General features: G+C 59.3%; 8 protein-coding genes. 6 read left to right on the plus strand and 2 right to left on the minus strand.

Going from position 1 to position 18,882, the window contains the following annotated elements:
• Positions 1-45 precede the first annotated feature (45 nt).
• From LDN04_RS00560 to LDN04_RS00585, 6 genes are all read left to right on the plus strand, one after another.
• Entirely contained in the window at positions 46-8,916 is an 8,871-nt protein-coding gene (locus LDN04_RS00560; protein WP_223905290.1) for a GH36-type glycosyl hydrolase domain-containing protein, read from the plus strand.
• 111 nt (positions 8,917-9,027) lie between these two features.
• Positions 9,028-10,143 (plus strand): efflux RND transporter periplasmic adaptor subunit, encoded by a 1,116-nt coding sequence (locus LDN04_RS00565; protein ID WP_223905292.1) that lies wholly within the window; start codon positions 9,028-9,030, stop codon positions 10,141-10,143.
• A complete protein-coding gene (locus tag LDN04_RS00570; protein ID WP_223905294.1) occupies positions 10,143-13,238 on the plus strand; it encodes an efflux RND transporter permease subunit in 3,096 nt (1,031 codons plus the stop codon). Before LDN04_RS00565 ends, LDN04_RS00570 begins: the two co-directional genes overlap by 1 nt.
• 231 nt (positions 13,239-13,469) lie before the next feature.
• A complete protein-coding gene (locus LDN04_RS00575) occupies positions 13,470-13,973 on the plus strand; it encodes a hypothetical protein (RefSeq protein ID WP_223905296.1) in 504 nt (167 codons plus the stop codon).
• An 11-nt stretch (positions 13,974-13,984) separates the two neighbouring features.
• Positions 13,985-15,067 carry a GTP pyrophosphokinase family protein gene (locus tag LDN04_RS00580; RefSeq protein WP_223905298.1) on the plus strand — a complete coding sequence of 361 codons (1,083 nt, stop codon included), beginning with the start codon at positions 13,985-13,987 and terminating at the stop codon, positions 15,065-15,067.
• A 55-nt stretch (positions 15,068-15,122) separates the two neighbouring features.
• Positions 15,123-15,797: a spermidine synthase gene (locus LDN04_RS00585; RefSeq protein WP_223905300.1), complete on the plus strand. Its 675-nt coding sequence runs from the start codon at positions 15,123-15,125 to the stop codon at positions 15,795-15,797.
• 64 nt (positions 15,798-15,861) lie between these two features.
• On the opposite strand, the gene LDN04_RS00590 is transcribed toward LDN04_RS00585, so the two are convergent.
• Entirely contained in the window at positions 15,862-17,190 is a 1,329-nt protein-coding gene (locus LDN04_RS00590) for a sensor domain-containing diguanylate cyclase (protein WP_223905302.1), read from the minus strand.
• A gap of 57 nt (positions 17,191-17,247) precedes the next feature.
• Positions 17,248-18,873, minus strand: coding sequence for an AarF/ABC1/UbiB kinase family protein (locus LDN04_RS00595; protein WP_223905304.1), 1,626 nt, complete (start codon positions 18,871-18,873; stop codon positions 17,248-17,250).
• Between the last annotated feature and the right edge of the window lie 9 nt (positions 18,874-18,882).

Raw genomic sequence — 18,882 nt, forward strand, 5'->3', positions numbered from 1 at the left:
TTCACTCCCCTGTCGTTGATCCTTGCATGTGCCACAATCGGTGCCATGGCAGGTCTTTTATGGCTTCGACGCTCCAGGTACGGTGTTGGGTCGGGGGTCCTGCACGATCATGCCCGCTGGATCGTGTCCGGGGAGTCCGTCCTGATCCTCCAGGCACCGGTCGAATCTTTACAGCGGCCGGTGGCTCTGCTGCGGGAAAGCGGCGATATCCCTCCGGCGCTGTTCGTCATGCATCCAAAGCGTGAACGACGGCTCGAGGCTCGGAATTCCGCGGCAAAGCTCTCCCCAACGCAGGTTCAGGAGCATGCCCAGCGCCATGCCCGGGAGCAGCAGGTGGACCTCAGCCCGCAGCACTCTACCGAACTGCTCAAACGACTCAAGCAATCCCGTCAATGGGTCCGCGAGGTATGCGCGGATCTCTCCGCAGCGAGCCGTCTGGAACAGAAAGCCACGCCGGCCGCCGATTGGATACTCGATAACGAGTACATCCTGGAAGGGAGCGCCCGTGATGTCCTGCTGAACCTTCCCCGACGCTTTTACCAGCAACTCCCCGCCCTGTCCGCCGATCCCTACCAGGGACTGCCATGCATCTATGGTCTTGCCAAGAATCTCGTTTCCCATAATGAACTGCACCTGGACCGGGAAAACATCCTGGCGTTTATCGAGGCGCACCAATCCGTACGCACGCTGACGATCGGCGAACTCTGGGCGATTCCCCAGATGCTGCGCATTGCACTTATCGAAAGCATCCGGAATCTTGCAGTCACAGCCCTGGAGGACCTGCGCGAACGGCAGCTGGCCGACTTCTGGGCAAACCGGCTGATCGCCGCCAACCGCCGCGATTCGAACCAACTCTTCGCGATCCTCGCCGAGCTTGCTGCCACGGAGCCGTGCCCCACGACCTATTTCGGTGCGCAGCTGGTCAGTCTGCTCTATGACGAGGCAGCCGCATTGGCGCCGGTGCAGAGCTGGCTCGAACGCACGCTCAAAAACCCCATGCACGACTTCAGCCTGAGGGAGCAGAACCGACAGACCAGCGAGCAGTTGTCATGCGGCAACGCCTTCACCAGTCTGCGCCAGCTTGCCCTGCTGGACTGGCGGGAGATATTCGAAAAGCTCAGCCGGATAGAACTGCTGCTGCGTCGCGATCCATCCGGAGTCTATCCCTCCATGGATTTCGCCACCCGTGACCGCTGCCGACGAGCGATTGAAGACCTTGCCCGCGGCTCTGCCCAGACCGAGGAACAGGTCGCCGAGCGCGTTGTCAAGCTGGCGACACAGGCTGGTCGTGATTCAACTCCTGATGAACGGCGCAGCCACGTCGGAACATGGCTGGTCGGGGAAGGCCGGGCTGAACTGGTGCAGCTGCTTGCATGCCGTGAAGCGCCCCGTTATCAGGCCCTGGGATGGGTCTATCGCCATCACGCCGCAGTCTACGCCCTTGGAATTTTCGGCTTCGTAACCCTGTTCATCGCCGTAGCCGCAGGCCTCGGGCTGAGTGGGCTGTCGCCCGCGATCCGGCTCGGACTTCTGCTGTTCCTGCTGATTCCGGTCAGCCAATTAGCGATCGAGGTGGTCAACTACATGGTCACCCGTTTCCTCCCCCCCCGCCCCTTGCCCAGAATGGATTTCGAGGATACGGGTATTCCCGATGCGTTCCGCACGCTGGTGGTCGTGCCGATGATGCTGGTGAATGCAGAGACAGTACAAGCCGAGGTGGAGAAGCTGGAAATCCGCTACCTGGCCAACAAGGAAGCAAATCTGCTCTTCAGCCTGTTCACGGACTACACCGATTCCATCACGCTTTCGCGTGAAAATGACAGCCGGCTCCTCCAGACCGCGAGTGAATGCCTGGAAGCTCTCAACCGGCACCATGGAGGTGAGCGCTTTTTCCTGTTCCACCGGGAGCGCAGCTGGAGCGAATCCGAGCAGAAATTCATCGGCTGGGAGCGCAAACGGGGCAAGCTGGAGGAACTGAATCGCCTGATCGACGGCACGCGGCCCGAAACCGCCCCACCCATGGTCTACGTGGGGGACCCCGATCATCTTACGGACGTCCGCTTCGTCATCACTCTGGACAGCGATACCCAACTGCCGCACGCAACAGCCCGCAAAATGGTCGAGACCCTGGCTCATCCCCTCAACCAGCCCCGCTTTGATGGTTCGGGTAACATCATGGCCGGCTCCTACACCATCATCCAGCCACGGGTAAGTCCGACCCTGCCGAGCACGAGCGTCTCGACCTTCAGCCGGCTCTTCGCCGATGCGGTCGGCATCGATCCTTACTCCCAGGCAGTCTCCGATGTCTATCAGGACTTGAGCGGTGAAGGCTCGTACCATGGCAAAGGCATCTACGATGTGCGCGCCTTCAGTCGCGTGCTGTCAGAACGGTTCCCCGAAGAGTGGGTGCTGAGTCACGACCTGATCGAAGGTGCTCACGTCCGGGTGGGACTTGCCAGCGACATCGAGCTCTTTGACGAATTCCCGCAAGGGTACCAGAGTTACGCCAGCCGGGCCCACCGCTGGATTCGCGGCGACTGGCAGATCGCAGGGTGGATCTTCCCGCGTGTTCCGCAGGCTTCCGGCGGCCGGGGGCCGAACCCGCTCTCCCTGCTGAACCGCTGGAAAATCCTCGACAACCTGCGCCGCAGCCTGGTGCCCGCCACCAGCCTGGGCCTGCTGATTGCGTCCTGGCTCAGTTCCCCGAGAATCGGCATCATCGCCACGCTGGTGATTGGCATGCAGCTCCTCTTCCACCCTCTGGCGCAGCCTTTCACCATGGCCACCACCCGCAAGGGGCTGAAGTACTTCGACCTGTCGAAGGTCATGCACGACCTGTTGCGGGCGGCAGCCGATGCCGCGCTGCTCCCCCACCAGGCGGCAGTGACCCTGGATGCCATCGCCCGGGTCTTCTACCGTCGCATGATATCCGGGCACAATCTTCTGGAGTGGACGGCCCAGGCTACCCATTGGAGCTCTTCCCGGCGGCAATCGCTCTTTGTTGCAAGCCTGGCGCTGGGAAGCCTCTTCAGCTGCATCGTTGGGTGGGCGATCTGGCGCGTCATGCCGGCCAGCCTGCCGCTGGCAGCCCCCTGGCTCGTGTTGTGGTTCCTCTCCCCGCTGCTCGGCTGGCTCCTGAACCTGCGACCCGTTGAGCAGCAGACGCAACCGCTGCCGGAAACGGACCGCCGTTTCCTCGGGCAGGTCGCCCGGCGGACCTGGCGCTATTTCTCTGAATTTGTCAGCGATGACACATCATGGTTGCCACCCGACAATTACCAGGTCTCCCATCAGAACCGCCTGGCCATGCGCACCAGTCCCACCAACATCGGTCTCTGGATGGCCAGCGCCCTGGGAGCCCACGATTGCGGCTACCTTACCATCAACCAGGTCGTGGAAAGACTGACCCGCACCATGGAAACCATCGACCGCCTGGAACGTCATGAAGGGCATCTCCTTAACTGGTACGATGTCCAGACCTTGGCTCCGCTCGAACCCCGCTACGTCTCCACTGTCGACAGCGGAAACCTGCTGGGTGCCCTGGTTGCAATGGAACAGGGGCTTGACGAGCTGATGCACGGAGCGATTCTCGATGGCAAAGCCTTTGCCGGCTTTCGCGACACCGGCGGAATCCTGAAACAGATGGTCGGGCAAGAACGTCGTGCCGGCTTCGATCTCCACATCCTGGACGAGTTGATGGACGAATGGGAGTCACCACCAGCCCGTATTGTTGATGAACTGCGCCTGCTGCGGAAAATGGAGGGAACCTTCAGGGTCCCGCTTGTTCCGGGGGGTGCGGCCTCATGGGCCGGGGAGATGGAGGGACAGGTGGCCGCCTGGATAGCGATCTCGGATCGCTATTTCACCTGGATCGAAATCCTTGCCGAAAAGACGGAAACGGAACTTGCCCAACTGGGGCCGGCGGCCCTGCTCGCCATCCGCCAGGACCTGTCCCGGGCGCCGACCCTCTTCGATCTTGCCCATGGCCGAATCGACACGATCCGGATTCTCAACGCAATCCGGGAGGATGCTCCCCCTGCCTGCTCATCGCTCCTCCCATGGCTCGACCGCGTCATTGCGGCCTTTGCGACTGCGCAGTGGCTGGCAGGCGAGACCCTGGGGATGGTTGAGCGGTTGATCGTCAAGGTCCGCGAGTTGTCGGCGGGGATGGAGATGCGATTTCTCTATGACCCCAAGCGGAAGTTGTTCGCCATCGGCTACAACGTCTCTACGAACCGTCTGGACGGTTCCAGCTACGATCTGCTGGCAAGTGAAGCGCGGCTAGGAAGTTTCGTCGCCATTGCCCGGGGCGATGTCCCGTTGGAGCATTGGTTTTCCATGAGCCGCCCCTACGGAGCAATCGGCCGGCAGCGCGTGTTGCTCAGCTGGACCGGGACCATGTTCGAATACCTGATGCCGCTCCTGTTCCAGCGCTCCTATGGCAACTCGCTCCTGGACAAGGCGGCCAGGGAAGCGGTGGCGGTCCAGATTGCCTACGGGCGGACACACCGCGTCCCATGGGGCATTTCCGAGTCCGCCTTTGCCGATCTGGATAGCAACAAGACCTATCAGTACAAGGCTTTCGGCGTTCCGGCGCTCGGCTTGAAGCGTGGTCTTGAGGAAAAGCTGGTCGTCGCTCCCTATGCCACCCTGCTGGCACTGAACGTGGCGCCGGGTGAGACCGTGCAGAATCTGCAACGACTTGCTGGGCTGGGGTTGCTCGGGGATTACGGCTATTATGAGGCGATGGATTTCAGCCGGCAACCGCAGCGTGACGCGGAGGGTCAGCCTCTCAAGCGCGGGGTGATCATCGAGGCGTATATGGCCCATCACCAGGGGATGGCCTTCCTGGCGCTGACCAACTTTCTCCAAGGGAACCCGTTCCCGCGACGATTCCATAGCGATCCGCGGGTGCGTGCCTTTGAGGCCCTGCTTCAGGAGCGCATCCCGACCCTTCCGCCACTGCACCTTATTTCGACCCGGCAGAGTGAACCGCAGCTTTTGGCTGCAGACCTGGTAGCTATGGCAGGAAGCACCTTTACCACACCCCATACCGTCACCCCCAAGAGTATTCTTCTCTGCAACGGCCGCTATGGCGTGATGGTTACCAACAGCGGTGGCGGCTACAGTCAGTGGGAGGGACAGGAACTCACCCGCTGGCGGTCGGATCAGACCTGTGACGGGCAGGGGACCTTCTGCTACATCCATGAGGTCGAGCCGAATCGTGTCTGGTCCACCACCTATCACCCAGTCGGCGGGAAGATTGAAGGGTATTCCGCTGAATTTGCCCTTGATCGGGCCGTATTCCGCCGCGCCGATAACGGAATCCAGACGGAAACAGAGGTCGTCGTCTCACCGGAAGACGATGTGGAGGTGCGTCGGATTACCCTGGTAAACCGCACCAATCGCGCCCGCCATCTCGACCTGACCAGCTACGTCGAACTCTCCATGGCGCCCCACAATGCAGACCGCCAGCACCCGGCCTTCAACAAGCTGTTCATCCAGACCGAGGCACTCCCCGAGCAACAGGCTCTCCTCGCCTACCGGAGGCCGCGGGGTGAAAACGATCCGCCTCTGTATGTGGCCCACCGCTTGACGTTTGAGCACACAGGGGATGATAGCCCGCACGGAAAGGGGTGGCAGTTTGAAACCGACCGTGGGCGCTTCATCGGCCGCGGTCGGACCCTTGCCAATCCCATGGGCGCCGTGCAAGAGCTCGGCAACAGTCAAGGGTTTGTCCTGGACCCCAGCTTAAGCCTGCGGCAGAGTCTTACGCTTGAGCCGGGCCAGCGCGCCCGGGTTTCCCTGGTGCTCGCTGCCGGGACAACCCGCGAACAATTGCTGCTGCTGATGGATAAGTACAGCGACCCCCATGCGATCGAACGGGCCATGGATTTCGCCTGGGGCTCGGCCCAGCAGGAGTTGCAGATGCTGCACATCCAGCCTGACGAAGCGCGCCGTTTCCAGCAACTGGCAAGTCACCTGCTGTTCCCCAATCCCCTCTTGCGCGCATCCGCCGAACGCCTTGAAGACAACCGCAAGGGGCAGGCAGGATTGTGGCCTTACGGCATCTCGGGCGACTTGCCCATGGCCCTGATCACCATTGGCGAGGCGCGGGATATCACCCTGGTCCGCCAGATGCTCCAGGCCCACACCTATTGGCGCCTACACGGATTTCCCACGGACCTGGTGATCCTCAACGAGGAAGCCGGGGGCTATGAACGGCCGCTCCAGGAAAGGCTGGAACGCCTGATTCACAGCCATTCCCTGACTGCCGGGGCTGATCGGCCGGGCAGGGTCTTCCTGCGCAGTGCAGCGCACATCCCCGAGGAGGACCTTATGCTCCTCAAGGCCGCGTCCAGTGTCATGCTGGTGGCGGCTCGCGGCACACTACCCCAGCAATTGGGAGTTCCGGTGGAGGCCGCCGAACTTCTGGAAACATTGGTCCGGAAACGTTCTCCCCGGGAGCCCTCGGCCCCGCTCCCGTTCATGGAGCTGAACTATTTCAACAGCCTCGGTGGTTTTACGCCGGACGGACATGAATACGTGATCTATCTCGGTCCCGACACCAACACCCCCGCACCATGGGTGAACGTCATCGCCAACCCCAGCTTCGGCACCCTGGTCAGCGAAACGGGGTCCGGCTTCACCTGGTATGGCAACAGCCAGCGCAATCGTCTGACCGGCTGGTCGAACGACCCGGTGCTGGACCCGGCGTCGGAGGCGCTGTATATCCGCGACGAAGAGAGCGGCACATTCTGGTCGCCGACCGCCGCACCGATCCGTGAGGAAACCGCCTATCGGGCACGGCACGGGGCCGGCTTCACGGTCTTCGAACATAACAGTAACGGGATCGAGCAGGAGCTGACCGTCTTCGTCCCCGTGGATGAAAGCGGGGGCGAGCCGATCAAGTTGCAGCGGCTTAGGCTCACCAACGCCTCCTCCCGAAGGCGCAGGCTCTCGGTGACCTATTATGTGGAATTGACCCTTGGCGAGAACCGCGAAACCTCCCAGATGCACGTCATGACCACGTGGGATACCGAAACCCGGGCACTGCTGGCACGGAACCGCTACCACCCCGAGTACGGAAAGCGGGTCGCCTTCGTGGCCATCACTCCCGAGGCCGACTCATACGGCGGTGACCGCACCTCCTTCATCGGCCGCAACCGCTCTCTGGCCAACCCGGCGGCCATGGAGCTGACCCGGCTGTCACAACGGACCGGAGCGGGTCTTGACCCGTGCGCGGCACTCCGGGTGACCCTGGAAATGGCACCTGGCGAACAACGTGATATTACCTGCATGCTGGGCCAGTCCGGGTCCGTGGCGGAAGCCCGGCAACTGGTGCAGAGCTACCGTGAGGAACTGGCGCTGGAGGACGCATTCGATCGGACCAGAACGTGGTGGGATGCGCTGCTCGGCACGGTTGAAGTACAGACCCCCGAACTGGCCGCCGATCTCCTGATCAACCGCTGGCTGCAGTACCAGTCCTTAAGCTGTCGCATCTGGGGGCGCTCCGCTTTTTACCAGTCTGGCGGCGCATTCGGCTTTCGCGATCAGTTGCAGGACGTCATGGCGTTCCTCTACGCCAGGCCCGAACTGGCGCGCGACCAGATTCTGCTGGCCGCCAGCCGCCAGTTCAAGGAGGGGGATGTTCAGCATTGGTGGCATGAACCTGCCGGCGCCGGGATCCGCTCGCGTATTTCCGACGACCTCCTATGGCTCCCCTATGTGGTCGCTCACTACGTCCGGACGACCGGCGATGCCGACATCCTGTTGGCAGAGGTCCCCTTCCTCAACGCCCCCCCGCTGGCTGACGATCAACGCGAGGTATTCTCCACGCCGGAGGTCACCTTTGAACGCGCCACGCTCTTTGAACACTGCCGGCGCGCAGTCAGCCGCGGCCTGACGATCGGCCCCCATGGCTTGCCCTTGATGGGGACGGGGGATTGGAACGACGGGATGAACCTGGTGGGTGCCGGAGGAAAAGGTGAGAGCGTATGGCTCGCCTGGTTCCTCTGCGAGTCCCTGCAGGGGATGGTCGAACTGTCGAGCCTCATGCACCAGCCGGAATTGGGCAGGACCTACCAAGAGGAGCGGTCTGCCTTGATTCAACGGGTCGAGCAGGCCGGCTGGGACGGGGAGTGGTATCTGCGGGGAACCTTCGACGATGGTAGCCTGCTTGGCTCCGCTGCAAACAGGGAGGCGAGGATCGATTCCCTCCCCCAATCGTGGGCCTGGCTTTCCGGTGCAGCCGACCCTGAGCGCGCGGATCAAGCACTGGAGTCGGCCTGGCGCCATCTTGTCCGCGAGGATGAAGGGCTGGTGCTGCTCTTCGAGCCACCCTTCGACACATCGGAACCCTCGCCAGGATACATCAAGGGGTATCCCCCCGGGGTGAGGGAGAACGGCGGCCAGTACACCCATGCCGCTCTCTGGATGGCAATGGCCATGGCCCGCAAAGGGGACGGGGGGCGGGCGGTACATCTCTTGCGTATGCTCAATCCCATCGAACACGCCCGCGATGCGGACGCGGTCTGGCACTACGGGATTGAACCCTACGTGGTCGCGGCCGACGTCTACCGGTTGCCTGGTCGGGTGGGACAGGGTGGCTGGTCCTGGTATACCGGTTCGGCGGCGTGGATGTACCGGGCCTGGATCGAAGAGGTCCTCGGCTTGCAGGTGCGTGGGAGCCAGATGCGGATACATCCGGTCATCCCGGCGGCGTGGAAGGGCTTCAGCCTCCGCTATCGACACGGTGAAACGATCTACGCGATCCAGGTGGAGAATCCGCACGGCTGCCAGCGTGGTGTCGCCTGGGTGGAGATGGATGGGCAGCGAGTACCCGGTGGCGTGATCACGTTGGAACAAGGACTGGTGAAGCATCGGGTAGTCGTCCGGATGGGGAAGCCGGAGTAGACGGAGATACAGGCCGCATGAGTCAATTAGCGTCCTCTATTGACGACCGACCTCAAAACGCATAGACTACGGCTTTGTCGCCATTTTTCGTGTATCAGGAAAGAAGGCCTCTTGAAGCTAACACCCCTAACGCTGATTATCACCGCTCTTTTCCTTTGCTGTTCCTCCTGTACGGCCAAGAAAGAAAAGCCTAAAGCCAAACCGCCAGTACCGGTAAAGGTGGCACAGGCGGTGCAAAAAAATGTGCCGGTGCAGATCAAGGCCATTGGCAACATCGAGGCATACACCACTGTTGCCATAAAGTCGCAGGTAAGCGGCCAGATCGCACGGGTCCATTTCACGGAAGGGAGCGATGTGGAGAAGGGAACCTTGCTTATCAGTATCGACCCGGAACCGTTCCGGGCAACGCTGAGCCAATGCGAGGCTACCCTGGCAAAGGATCAGGCCCAGGCTAAATTTGCGCGGGAACAGGCGAACCGTTACGAAGGATTGCTGAAGGATGGCATCGTAACCCGGGACCAGTATGAATCGCTCCATTCAAACGCCGAATCATTGGCGGCCACCCTGGCTGCCGATCGGGCCGCCATCAAGAACGCCAGAATCCAGCTCGGCTATTGTTCCATCCGGTCGCCGATCTCCGGCCGCACCGGCACCGTTGCCCTGCAACCGGGCAACCTGGTGAAGGCGAACGATCTGCCCATAGTGACCATCAATCAGCTTAGCCCGATCTATGTCACCTTTTCCCTCCCCGAAAAACGGCTTGCTGAAATAAAACGGGCCATGGCCGCCGGCCAACTGAAGATCGAGGCCGTTATCCCCAATGAACCGGGAAGCACCGAGACCGGTACGATCAGTTTTCTGGACAATGCCGTAAATCCGGCCACGGGCACCATCAAGCTCAAGGGGGTTTTCGCCAATAAGGCACGCAAACTCTGGCCGGGCCAGTTTACCGATGTGGTCATGACGCTCGCCTCCCGTCAAAATGCCGTGGTCATTCCGACCCATGCCATCCAGACCAGCCAGGAGGGAGAGTTCGTCTACGTGGTGAAACCGGATGCTACGGTGGAGATGCGGCAGGTAACATCTGCCATAGCGGCGGGAGAAGAAACGGTCATCGAGAAGGGGCTGGCAGCGGGTGAGACCGTGGTGGTGGATGGCCAGCTGCGCCTGACCCCCGGGGCGGTCGTTGAGACGAAAGAGAAACAACCTGCCGGGAGCAAGAAGTAATGAATATCGCGGATATCTTCATCCGCCGTCCCATCATGACCTCCCTGGTCATGATCGCCATCCTGATCTTCGGGGCGGTCTCCTATCGCGGGCTGCCGGTGAACGACCTCCCCAACGTGGATTTCCCCACCATCCAGGTAAATGCCAGTCTCCCCGGCGCCAATCCGGACACCATGGCATCGGCAGTGGCGACCCCGCTGGAAAACCAGTTATCGACCATCGCCGGCGTCGATTCCATGACCTCGACCAACGGTATCGGCACCACCAGGATCACCCTCCAGTTCAACCTCGACCGGGATATCGATGCGGCGGCCCAGGATGTCCAGGCGGCCATCTCACTGGCCATCCGTTTTTTGCCGAAAAACATGCCGACGCCGCCATCGTTTCGCAAGGTGAACCCGGCTGACCAGCCGGTGCTCTACCTGGCGCTCAGCTCCCCTTCCCTGCCGCTCTCTTCGGTGGACGAGTATGCCCAGACCCTGATCGCGCGCCGCATCTCCACCATCAGCGGCGTGGCCCAGGTCAATGTGTTCGGGTCGCAGAAATACGCCGTCCGGGCCCAGCTCGATCCGAAGGCGCTGGCCTCCCGCCGGATCGGTATCGATGAAGTGGCGACCGCCATTGACGAAACCAATGTCAATCTGCCGACCGGGACTTTGGACGGGGCAAAACAGGCATATACCATCGAAGCAAGCGGCCAGCTCTTCAAGGCGGCCGCCTACCGAAAGCTGGTGGTGGCGTACCGGGACGGCTCACCGGTGAGGCTGGAAGAGCTCGGGACTGTTCTCGACAGCGTGGAGAACACCAAGACCGCCAGCTGGTACAACGGCACGCGAGCCATCGTGCTGGCCGTCTATCGCCAGCCGGGAACCAACACGATCGAGGTCGTGGACAGCGTCAGGGATCTGCTTCCCGGGTTCCGCAGCCAGATACCGGCCTCGGTCGATCTGAACGTCCTGTACGACCGTTCGACCATGATCCGTGAATCGATGCACGACGTAAAGTTCACCCTGGTGCTGACCATCGGCCTGGTCATCATGGTGATCTTCCTCTTTCTGCGCAACCTTTCCGCCACGATCATCCCGTCGCTGGCGCTCCCCATGTCCATCGTCGGCACCTTCACCGTCATGCATCTCCTCGGCTTTTCCATCAACAACATCTCCATGATGGCCCTGACCCTGGCGGTCGGCTACGTGGTGGATGACGCCATCGTCATGCTGGAAAATATCGTCCGGCACATGGAAAAGGGTGAGAGTGCCATGGAGGCCGCTTTCAAGGGCTCCAAAGAGATCGGCTTCACCATCATCTCCATGACCATATCACTGGTGGCGGTCTTCATCCCGGTCCTGTTCATGGGAGGAATCCTGGGGCGCCTTCTGCATGAATTCGCCATAACGATCAGTGCGGCGATCCTGGTTTCCTGCTTCGTCTCCCTGACCCTGACCCCCATGCTCTGCAGCCGCTTTCTGAAACCGCCGGCAACTGCGCATCATGGCCGGCTGTTCCTGGTCATGGAGCGTTTTTTCGACGGCATGCTTCATCTGTACGAACGTTCCCTGCAACGGGTACTGCACTACCGGCGGACCGTCATGGCGGTGACAATCGTTCTCACCCTGTTTACCGGCTGGCTCTTCACCCAGGTTCCCAAAGGCTTCCTGCCGACCGAAGACACCGGCCGGCTCAACGCCGACACCGAGACGGCCCAGGGGACATCCTACGCGGATATGAAACTGCACCAGGAGGCGGTGGCGGCCATCATCGCCAAGGACCCCAATATCGAGGGGTTCATGTCATCCATCGGCAGCGGCGGTGGCAGCAATACCGGCCGGTTTTTCATGCGGCTAAAACCACGCGAGGAGCGTAAACTCTCTGCCGACGAGATTATCCAGGAGTTGCGCCCCAAACTTGCCAAAGTTGCGGGTATCCGCGTCTTCCTGAAAAACGTCCCCTCGATCCAGATCGGCGGCACCAGTTCCAAAAGCCAGTACCAGTTCACCCTGCAGGGCCAGGATACGGATGAGCTGTACCGTTCTGCAACCGATTTCGAGGCGAAGCTGCGGGAACTGCCGGAGTTGATGGACGTGACCAGCGACCTGCAGATCAGCAATCCTCAGGTGCATGTGGAGATCAACCGGGACAAGGTGGCGGCCCTGGGGCTCTCCGTACTCCAGGTGGAGGATGCGCTGTCGTATGCATATGGGTCGCGCCAGGTCTCATCCATTTTTGCCCCGACCAACCAGTACCAGGTGATCATGGAACTCGACCCGCGCTACCAGGGTGATCCGGCAGCGCTGGGGATGCTCTACATTCGTGGCAAAACAGATCAGCTGGTGCCGCTGGAAACCATCGCAACCATTTCAAAAACCATCGGCCCGCTGGCGGTCAACCATCTGGGGCAGCTGCCGGCGGTGACCATCTCGTTCAATCTCCGCCCCGGAGTTGCCCTGGGTGATGCCATGATTCTGGTCGATAAACTGGCCGGCACCACCCTCCCCCCGTCGGTCAGCACCAGCTTCCAGGGTACGGCCCAGGCCTTCAAGTCCTCGTTCAGCGGCTTATGGCTGCTCCTGGCAATGGCGATCTTCGTTATTTACGTGGTACTCGGCGTGCTCTATGAAAGCTACATCCACCCGATTACCATCCTTTCCGGACTGCCGGCAGCCGGTTTCGGCGCACTGATTACCCTGATGATCTTCAAATGCGATCTGGACATCTATGCATTTGTCGGCATCATCATGCTGATTGGCATCGTCAAGAAGAACGCCATCATGATGATCGACTTCGCCCTGGAAGCCGAACGGGAGAATGGCAAGCAGCCGCTGGACGCCATTTTCGAGGGGGCGATGGTACGTTTCCGGCCGATCATGATGACTACCATGGCAGCCCTGATGGGAACCCTCCCCATTGCCGTAGGGCTGGGAGCTGGTGGAGAGTCGCGGCAACCGCTGGGGCTCGCGGTTGTGGGCGGGCTGCTGACGTCGCAGCTTCTGACCCTCTACATCACTCCCGTAGTCTACTACTATATGGATCGGCTGCTGCACAAGGTGCGGCCGCGAAAAGCGGTATCTTTAAAAAACAGTGCCCTGGAGTCGTAATACCTGGCTATAAACCTGATAACGGCGTACAGTTACCCAACTGACCTACCACCAGAAATCATTTCTCTTCGTCATTTCGACGCCCCCCCGTTTTCCGGTCACATCAATTGGCATGAGGCCCTATTCCCTCAACAGGGGAATTACGTTGCGAGCCTCACGCTTTAGACCCGTTGGGCCCTTGGCACGACCACATGCCGTTTAAGCATGTAAATGCAGGAAAAGGAAAAATCTATGGATAGAGTAAGAATCGGCTGTAATTACGAACGACAACTCTTATGGAAAGTAATCCTCGGTGTCCCCCTCATCTACCTGCCGATAATCACGACCGTACCATTCGTGGCTATCGGTGTTATTCTGATTAAAACGCATCTGAAGTATGTCGGCGGCATGGATATCAAATCGTATTCTGATTTTGTCCCCGCCTGGATTTCCCATCGGTATGAAAACAATGAGCAGCCGGCAATCAATATTTCTCGGTTTCATCCGGCGCACTACCGGTTTTTCTGGATCTTCAACTGCAAGCTCTACTGTCCCTTGAGTGTCGCGCTTTTCAGGTATGTTGTGTATTTGGTGAAAATAGTGGAAAATTGGTGGTGCCCGTTTGCCCATGACCAAAAACGGGAATACGAGGAGGGCTCTATCGACAAGTCCTTTTGGCATGTGGATCCAGAGGAGCTCGTAAAGCTGCATCCCGACGACAAACTAAACCCTATCTGGAATGACAAGGGAGAATAAAGGGAATCACCATGGCATCTCTGGACTTTGAGCAGGAAAAAAGAGTCTTCAGTAAGTACTACGAGAGCAACCGGAAGCAATTCGCCGAGGCCAGGAACGCCTATATCCGCGTCATCGGTTCACTGCTCAAGCGGTCTGAAGTGGGCGAGATAACGAAAATCGAAGGCCGGGTCAAAGAGAAAGAGGAGTGCATCAAGAAATTCCATCGTAAGTACCAAGGCAAACTCGAAACCGATGAACAGCCCTACGAGATCAAGGATTTCATTTCCGACCTGATCGGCATCCGCATCGTTTGCCTCTACGAAGACCAGATCCCCGTGGTGTCGGAGGTGTTGCAACGGCACTTCAAGACCCTCGATGTGACCGACAAGATATTGGCCGTGGAGAGCACCGAGGATTCCTTCGGCTACAAGGGGCTGCACCTGGACCTGGCCCTGAACGACGAGATGGCGTCCCAGCCGAAGTACCTGCCCTGTGCGGACCAACCCTTCGAAGTGCAGATCAGGTCCTTGATCCAGGATGCCTGGAGTGTGCTGGACCACAAGATCAAATACAAAAAGTCGATCCCCATCGACCTCAAGCGCAGGATCAACATTCTCTCTGCCCTGTTTGAACTGGCCGACCGGGAATTCAAGGAAATCCGCAACGCCACTACGGAACTGATGCAACAGGCAACGGTGGCGCCGATCAGCGATCCCCTCGATGACGCCCGAGAGGCGGCGGGGCAGGCAGCAGCGGCAGCCAGCGCAAAAACGGTAAACGTCTTTAATTTCCTGCGTGTCGCTGGCCATTTCTTCAGGGATTTCGAATTCGAGGACCACAAAGTTGACGACTTCGTCCAGGATATTCTGAAGCTGGACAGTGGCTTTCAAAAGTCGGATCTGCATACCTGCCTGATCGAGAATTTAAAAACCGCCAGGGATTATCGCGACCATTTAATGGCAGAAAACCCCGACAGAACTTTCAGCCCCTACACCTTGATCAGACACTGCCTGTACCTCTACGACCAGGAAGTCTTCGGACGGATTTTAGCCAAGAGGGCGAGAGAACGCTTTGCAGGCTGGCTGAAAGCAGCCCGGGGGACCTCTGCCTGATGCTCCGGAGCGTTCTTTCCCTTTCAGTCATTGACGGCAGCACGTGGAGATGGTCGTGATTCCCTGGAAGTTCCTCGACAGCACCCTGGTGCCCGGCGACAGCGCCGAACTTTGCCTCTATGCCCGGGGCACGGAGTTTTCGATCCGGGTAAACGGTTGTGAACTCATGAACAGTCGCGTTCATGGTTCGGAAGATGCTTTGGCCGAGTTCGCGTGTGCACGTATCGGCAACAGGCAATCTCCCCGCATACTTATCGGAGGGTTGGGCATGGGGTTTACCACCGCCGCGGCACTGCGGCTACTCGATGCAGAAAGCCGGGTGGTAGTGGCCGAACTGGTGCCGGCGGTAGTGGAATGGAACCGAAAATTCCTTGGAGAGTTGACCGGCCATCCTCTTCAGGATCCACGTGTCACTGTCCGGGAGGCCGACGTCGCCCTTGTCCTGAAGACGGAGCATCAGGCCTACAGCGCCATCCTGCTCGACGTGGATAACGGACCCGAAGGGTTAACCCGCAAAGGCAACGACTGGCTCTATACCGAAGCGGGAATCAAGGCGGCCTTTGCCGCGCTGCAGCCCGGCGGCGTGTTGGCGGTATGGTCGGCCGGTCCCGACATGACCTTCACCAAACGCTTGTGCCGGGCCGGTTTTGAGGTGGAAGAGGTCAGTGTGCGGGCGCGAGGCACCGCCGGGGGAAACCGGCACACGATCTGGATCGCCACCCGCAGTTGATAGAGCATCTCCTCTTCCGGCAACAGCGACGGTTCGCCCTCATTCGCTAACCTTTTACACTCCTTTATTCCTTTTGGTCGGATTTATCCTGATACATTCTCTCGTCACTCAGCTTTAAAGCTTCCGTGAGTTGATCTTTGTTTTCTGCGGATGCAATTCCGAAAGCGATACTCACCAGACCATTGCTGATTTCAGGACACCGCATAATCCTCTTGACAGCTTGCTCCGCAACGATTCTGTCCGTTCCCGGGAGAAGAACGGCAAACTCGTCTCCCCCGATACGGGCAACTATGTCCTCGGCCCGGAATGCTCCCAAAATAAGCCGGGCCGCCAACCGGATCAGATTATCCCCCGCTTCATGCCCCAGGGTATCATTGACAGTTTTCAGACCGTTGACATCTGCCATCACGATGCTTGCAGGAAACATTCTGCCATGGGCAAGCCGTTCCAACTCTCCATCGAAAAACGCCCGGTTATAGAGACCGGTCAACATATCGTGAGTACTATCGTGTCTGAGCTTTACTTCAACTTCCTTGCGGCTGGTAACGTCATGGGCGATGCCGATGATACCGATGACCACTCCTGAGTCATTGAAGATGGGCGTTTCGATCTTCTCCACGTACTGAATCTTCCCCTCCCGATCAACAATAGACTCTTCGCAATACGTACGCGTCCTGGTCGCCATGACATTCTTGAAGTCTTTCCCGTATTTATCCGCACGTTCAGGCGGATAGAGATCATAATCGCTCTTCCCGACCAGATCCTCAGGTGCCAAGCCAAACGCCTTGCTGAAGGGATCGTTTACCGCGACATACCGACCCTTTCTGTCCTTAAGCCAGGCCATATTGGGGATATTGTCAAGAATGGCCTGTTGCTGACGAATAACTTCGCTGATTCGCTCCTCCGCCACCTTGCGCTCGGTAATGTCTTCCATCGCCAGGAGGATAATGTGTGAACCGATATCTTCCCGAAAAATCTGTCGGGCGTTGAGCAGAATGGTCTTGCGGCCGATGTCGAGAAAATCATGCTCGACTTCATAGCCATTGAACACGGTATCGTGGGGAAGAATTTCCTCAAAGAGAACCCGCAGCTTGGGGATGTCCCATTGCCGGTTACCGAGGTCGTAGATGAAATAGCCGATAGTTTCTTCGGGCGTTACCTTGAAGGTATCGTAGAAGCTGTGGTTGGCGGTGAGAATCTTCAGGTCGAAATTGAGCACCACAAGTGGTTCGCGTACGGTTTCAACGATGTTCTCGGCATATTCCCGGGCATCCTGGATTACCGTTTCCAGCTGCTTGCATTCAATCGCTGTTTTTTCAAGTGTGGCATATCGCTTGCGAAGTTCGGTGATCTCATGAACCAGCTGCGCTTTCGTTTTATCGTAATCGTTCATATCTGTACCTGTTGTGCAAATTTCATGTACGTCAAGCCGCAGTGAGCGCAGGGGGGGTCAGCGGCGGCCACGGTCACGGCGCATAGTGTTGACAGTAAGGATGATCGCCCAGGCAATCCCGGCGACGATCATTGCCTGACCGACATTATGGTGCCATCCGGCATCCTTTGGCGCAACAATCATCAGCCCTCCGGCGACCATGAGCGCAGCAGAAATGATGGCGCCGGTGAGCCGTTCCAGGTTGCGGCTGATGCGCCCTCCCAGGGCTTCCACCGCCGGAGCCTGAAATCGTCCCAGATCCCCTTCGGCGATTCGCCTGAGGACGCGGCGCGTGTCGCCGGGCGCATCATTCATCAGGCGCTCCATTTCGCGCGCCAGCTTGCCCGTTTTGTCCTTTATCCGCGCCAGAGAAAAGTGTTGCGCGGTCAGTCGTGAGATTTCAGCGCGAAACGATCCCATATAGTCATGATCCGGATCGAGTTCCCGGATCATCGATTCCAGGATGACGAACGTGCGCGTCAGCAGGAAAAATTCGCCAGGGTTGTGGACTCCGTGACGGCTCCCGGCACGCAGCAGTGAATCGAATGCATCTCCGATGGAAACATCCGCCATGTCACTCCGATGGATATCATGAAGCACTGATTTTATGTCCACCAGCAGCGCCGCCCGGTTGACTTTTTCGCTCCCCTGCGGCGCCATTTCGAGATACGCCTCGGTGGCCCCCCGGGCATCGCCTTTGACCACCGCTTCGAGCAGGAGTGTCAGCGAGTCGCGCATCGGTTCGTCAAGCTCGCCCGTCATCCCGAAATCTAGCAGGGAAAGTCGTCCGTCGGGAAGGATCAATACATTGCCGGGATGCGGGTCGGCGTGAAACAACCCTTCTTCGAAGATCGTCTGCAGCATCAACCGAACCAGGGTATTGATCGAGCGCGGCATCGCTTCCGGATGCAGCTTCGCGTATATATCCACCCGTTCGCCGTCCGAAAATTCCATCGTGAGCACGTTTCCGGTAGAATATTCTGCGACGACATCCGGAATCCAGAGGTCGTGGATATCCGCCAAGGCGGTGCGAAAGACCACAATGGAATGCGCTTCGCGACTGAAATCGGTTTCCCGGTTCAGGCTGTTGGCAAATTCACGCACCAGAACCGGGAGGTCGAGCGCAATCAGACGCGGAAAGAGCTTTTCCATAAGCGAGACCAGGTAGGCTAGCGCCGCGACATCCGTGGCAATCATCGCTTCAAGGTCGGGCCGCTGCACCTTCACGGCCACGCGACGCCCGTCATGCAGCGTCGCCTCATGCACCTGTGCTATGGTGGCGGAACCCAGCGGCGTTTCGCCAAACGATGCGAAGAGTTTCGTCAACGGGGCGCCCAGTTCGTCTTCGACTTTGGCGCGCACCGCGTCAATGCCCAGCGCCGGCAACTGGTCTTGCAGCAGCTCCAGCTCATCGATGTAGGCGTCCGGCAGCAGGTCGCGTCTCATCGCGAGCACTTGCCCGAATTTGAGAAACGTCAGCCCCAGTTCCTCGAAAGTTTCCCGGACCTCTTTCGGCGATGGCCAATGACTCTTGCCGCGCAGAGCGCCGAGGAACTTGTGTCGGACGAGCACGCGCAGGATTTGCATTAGCCTCGGCGCCGCTCGCAACAGGCTGCTTTTCTCCGGGTCGACCATCACCGCCATGCGCTCCTC

The organism is Geobacter sp. AOG1 (genome assembly GCF_019972315.1).
Lineage (GTDB): Bacteria > Desulfobacterota > Desulfuromonadia > Geobacterales > Geobacteraceae > Geomobilimonas.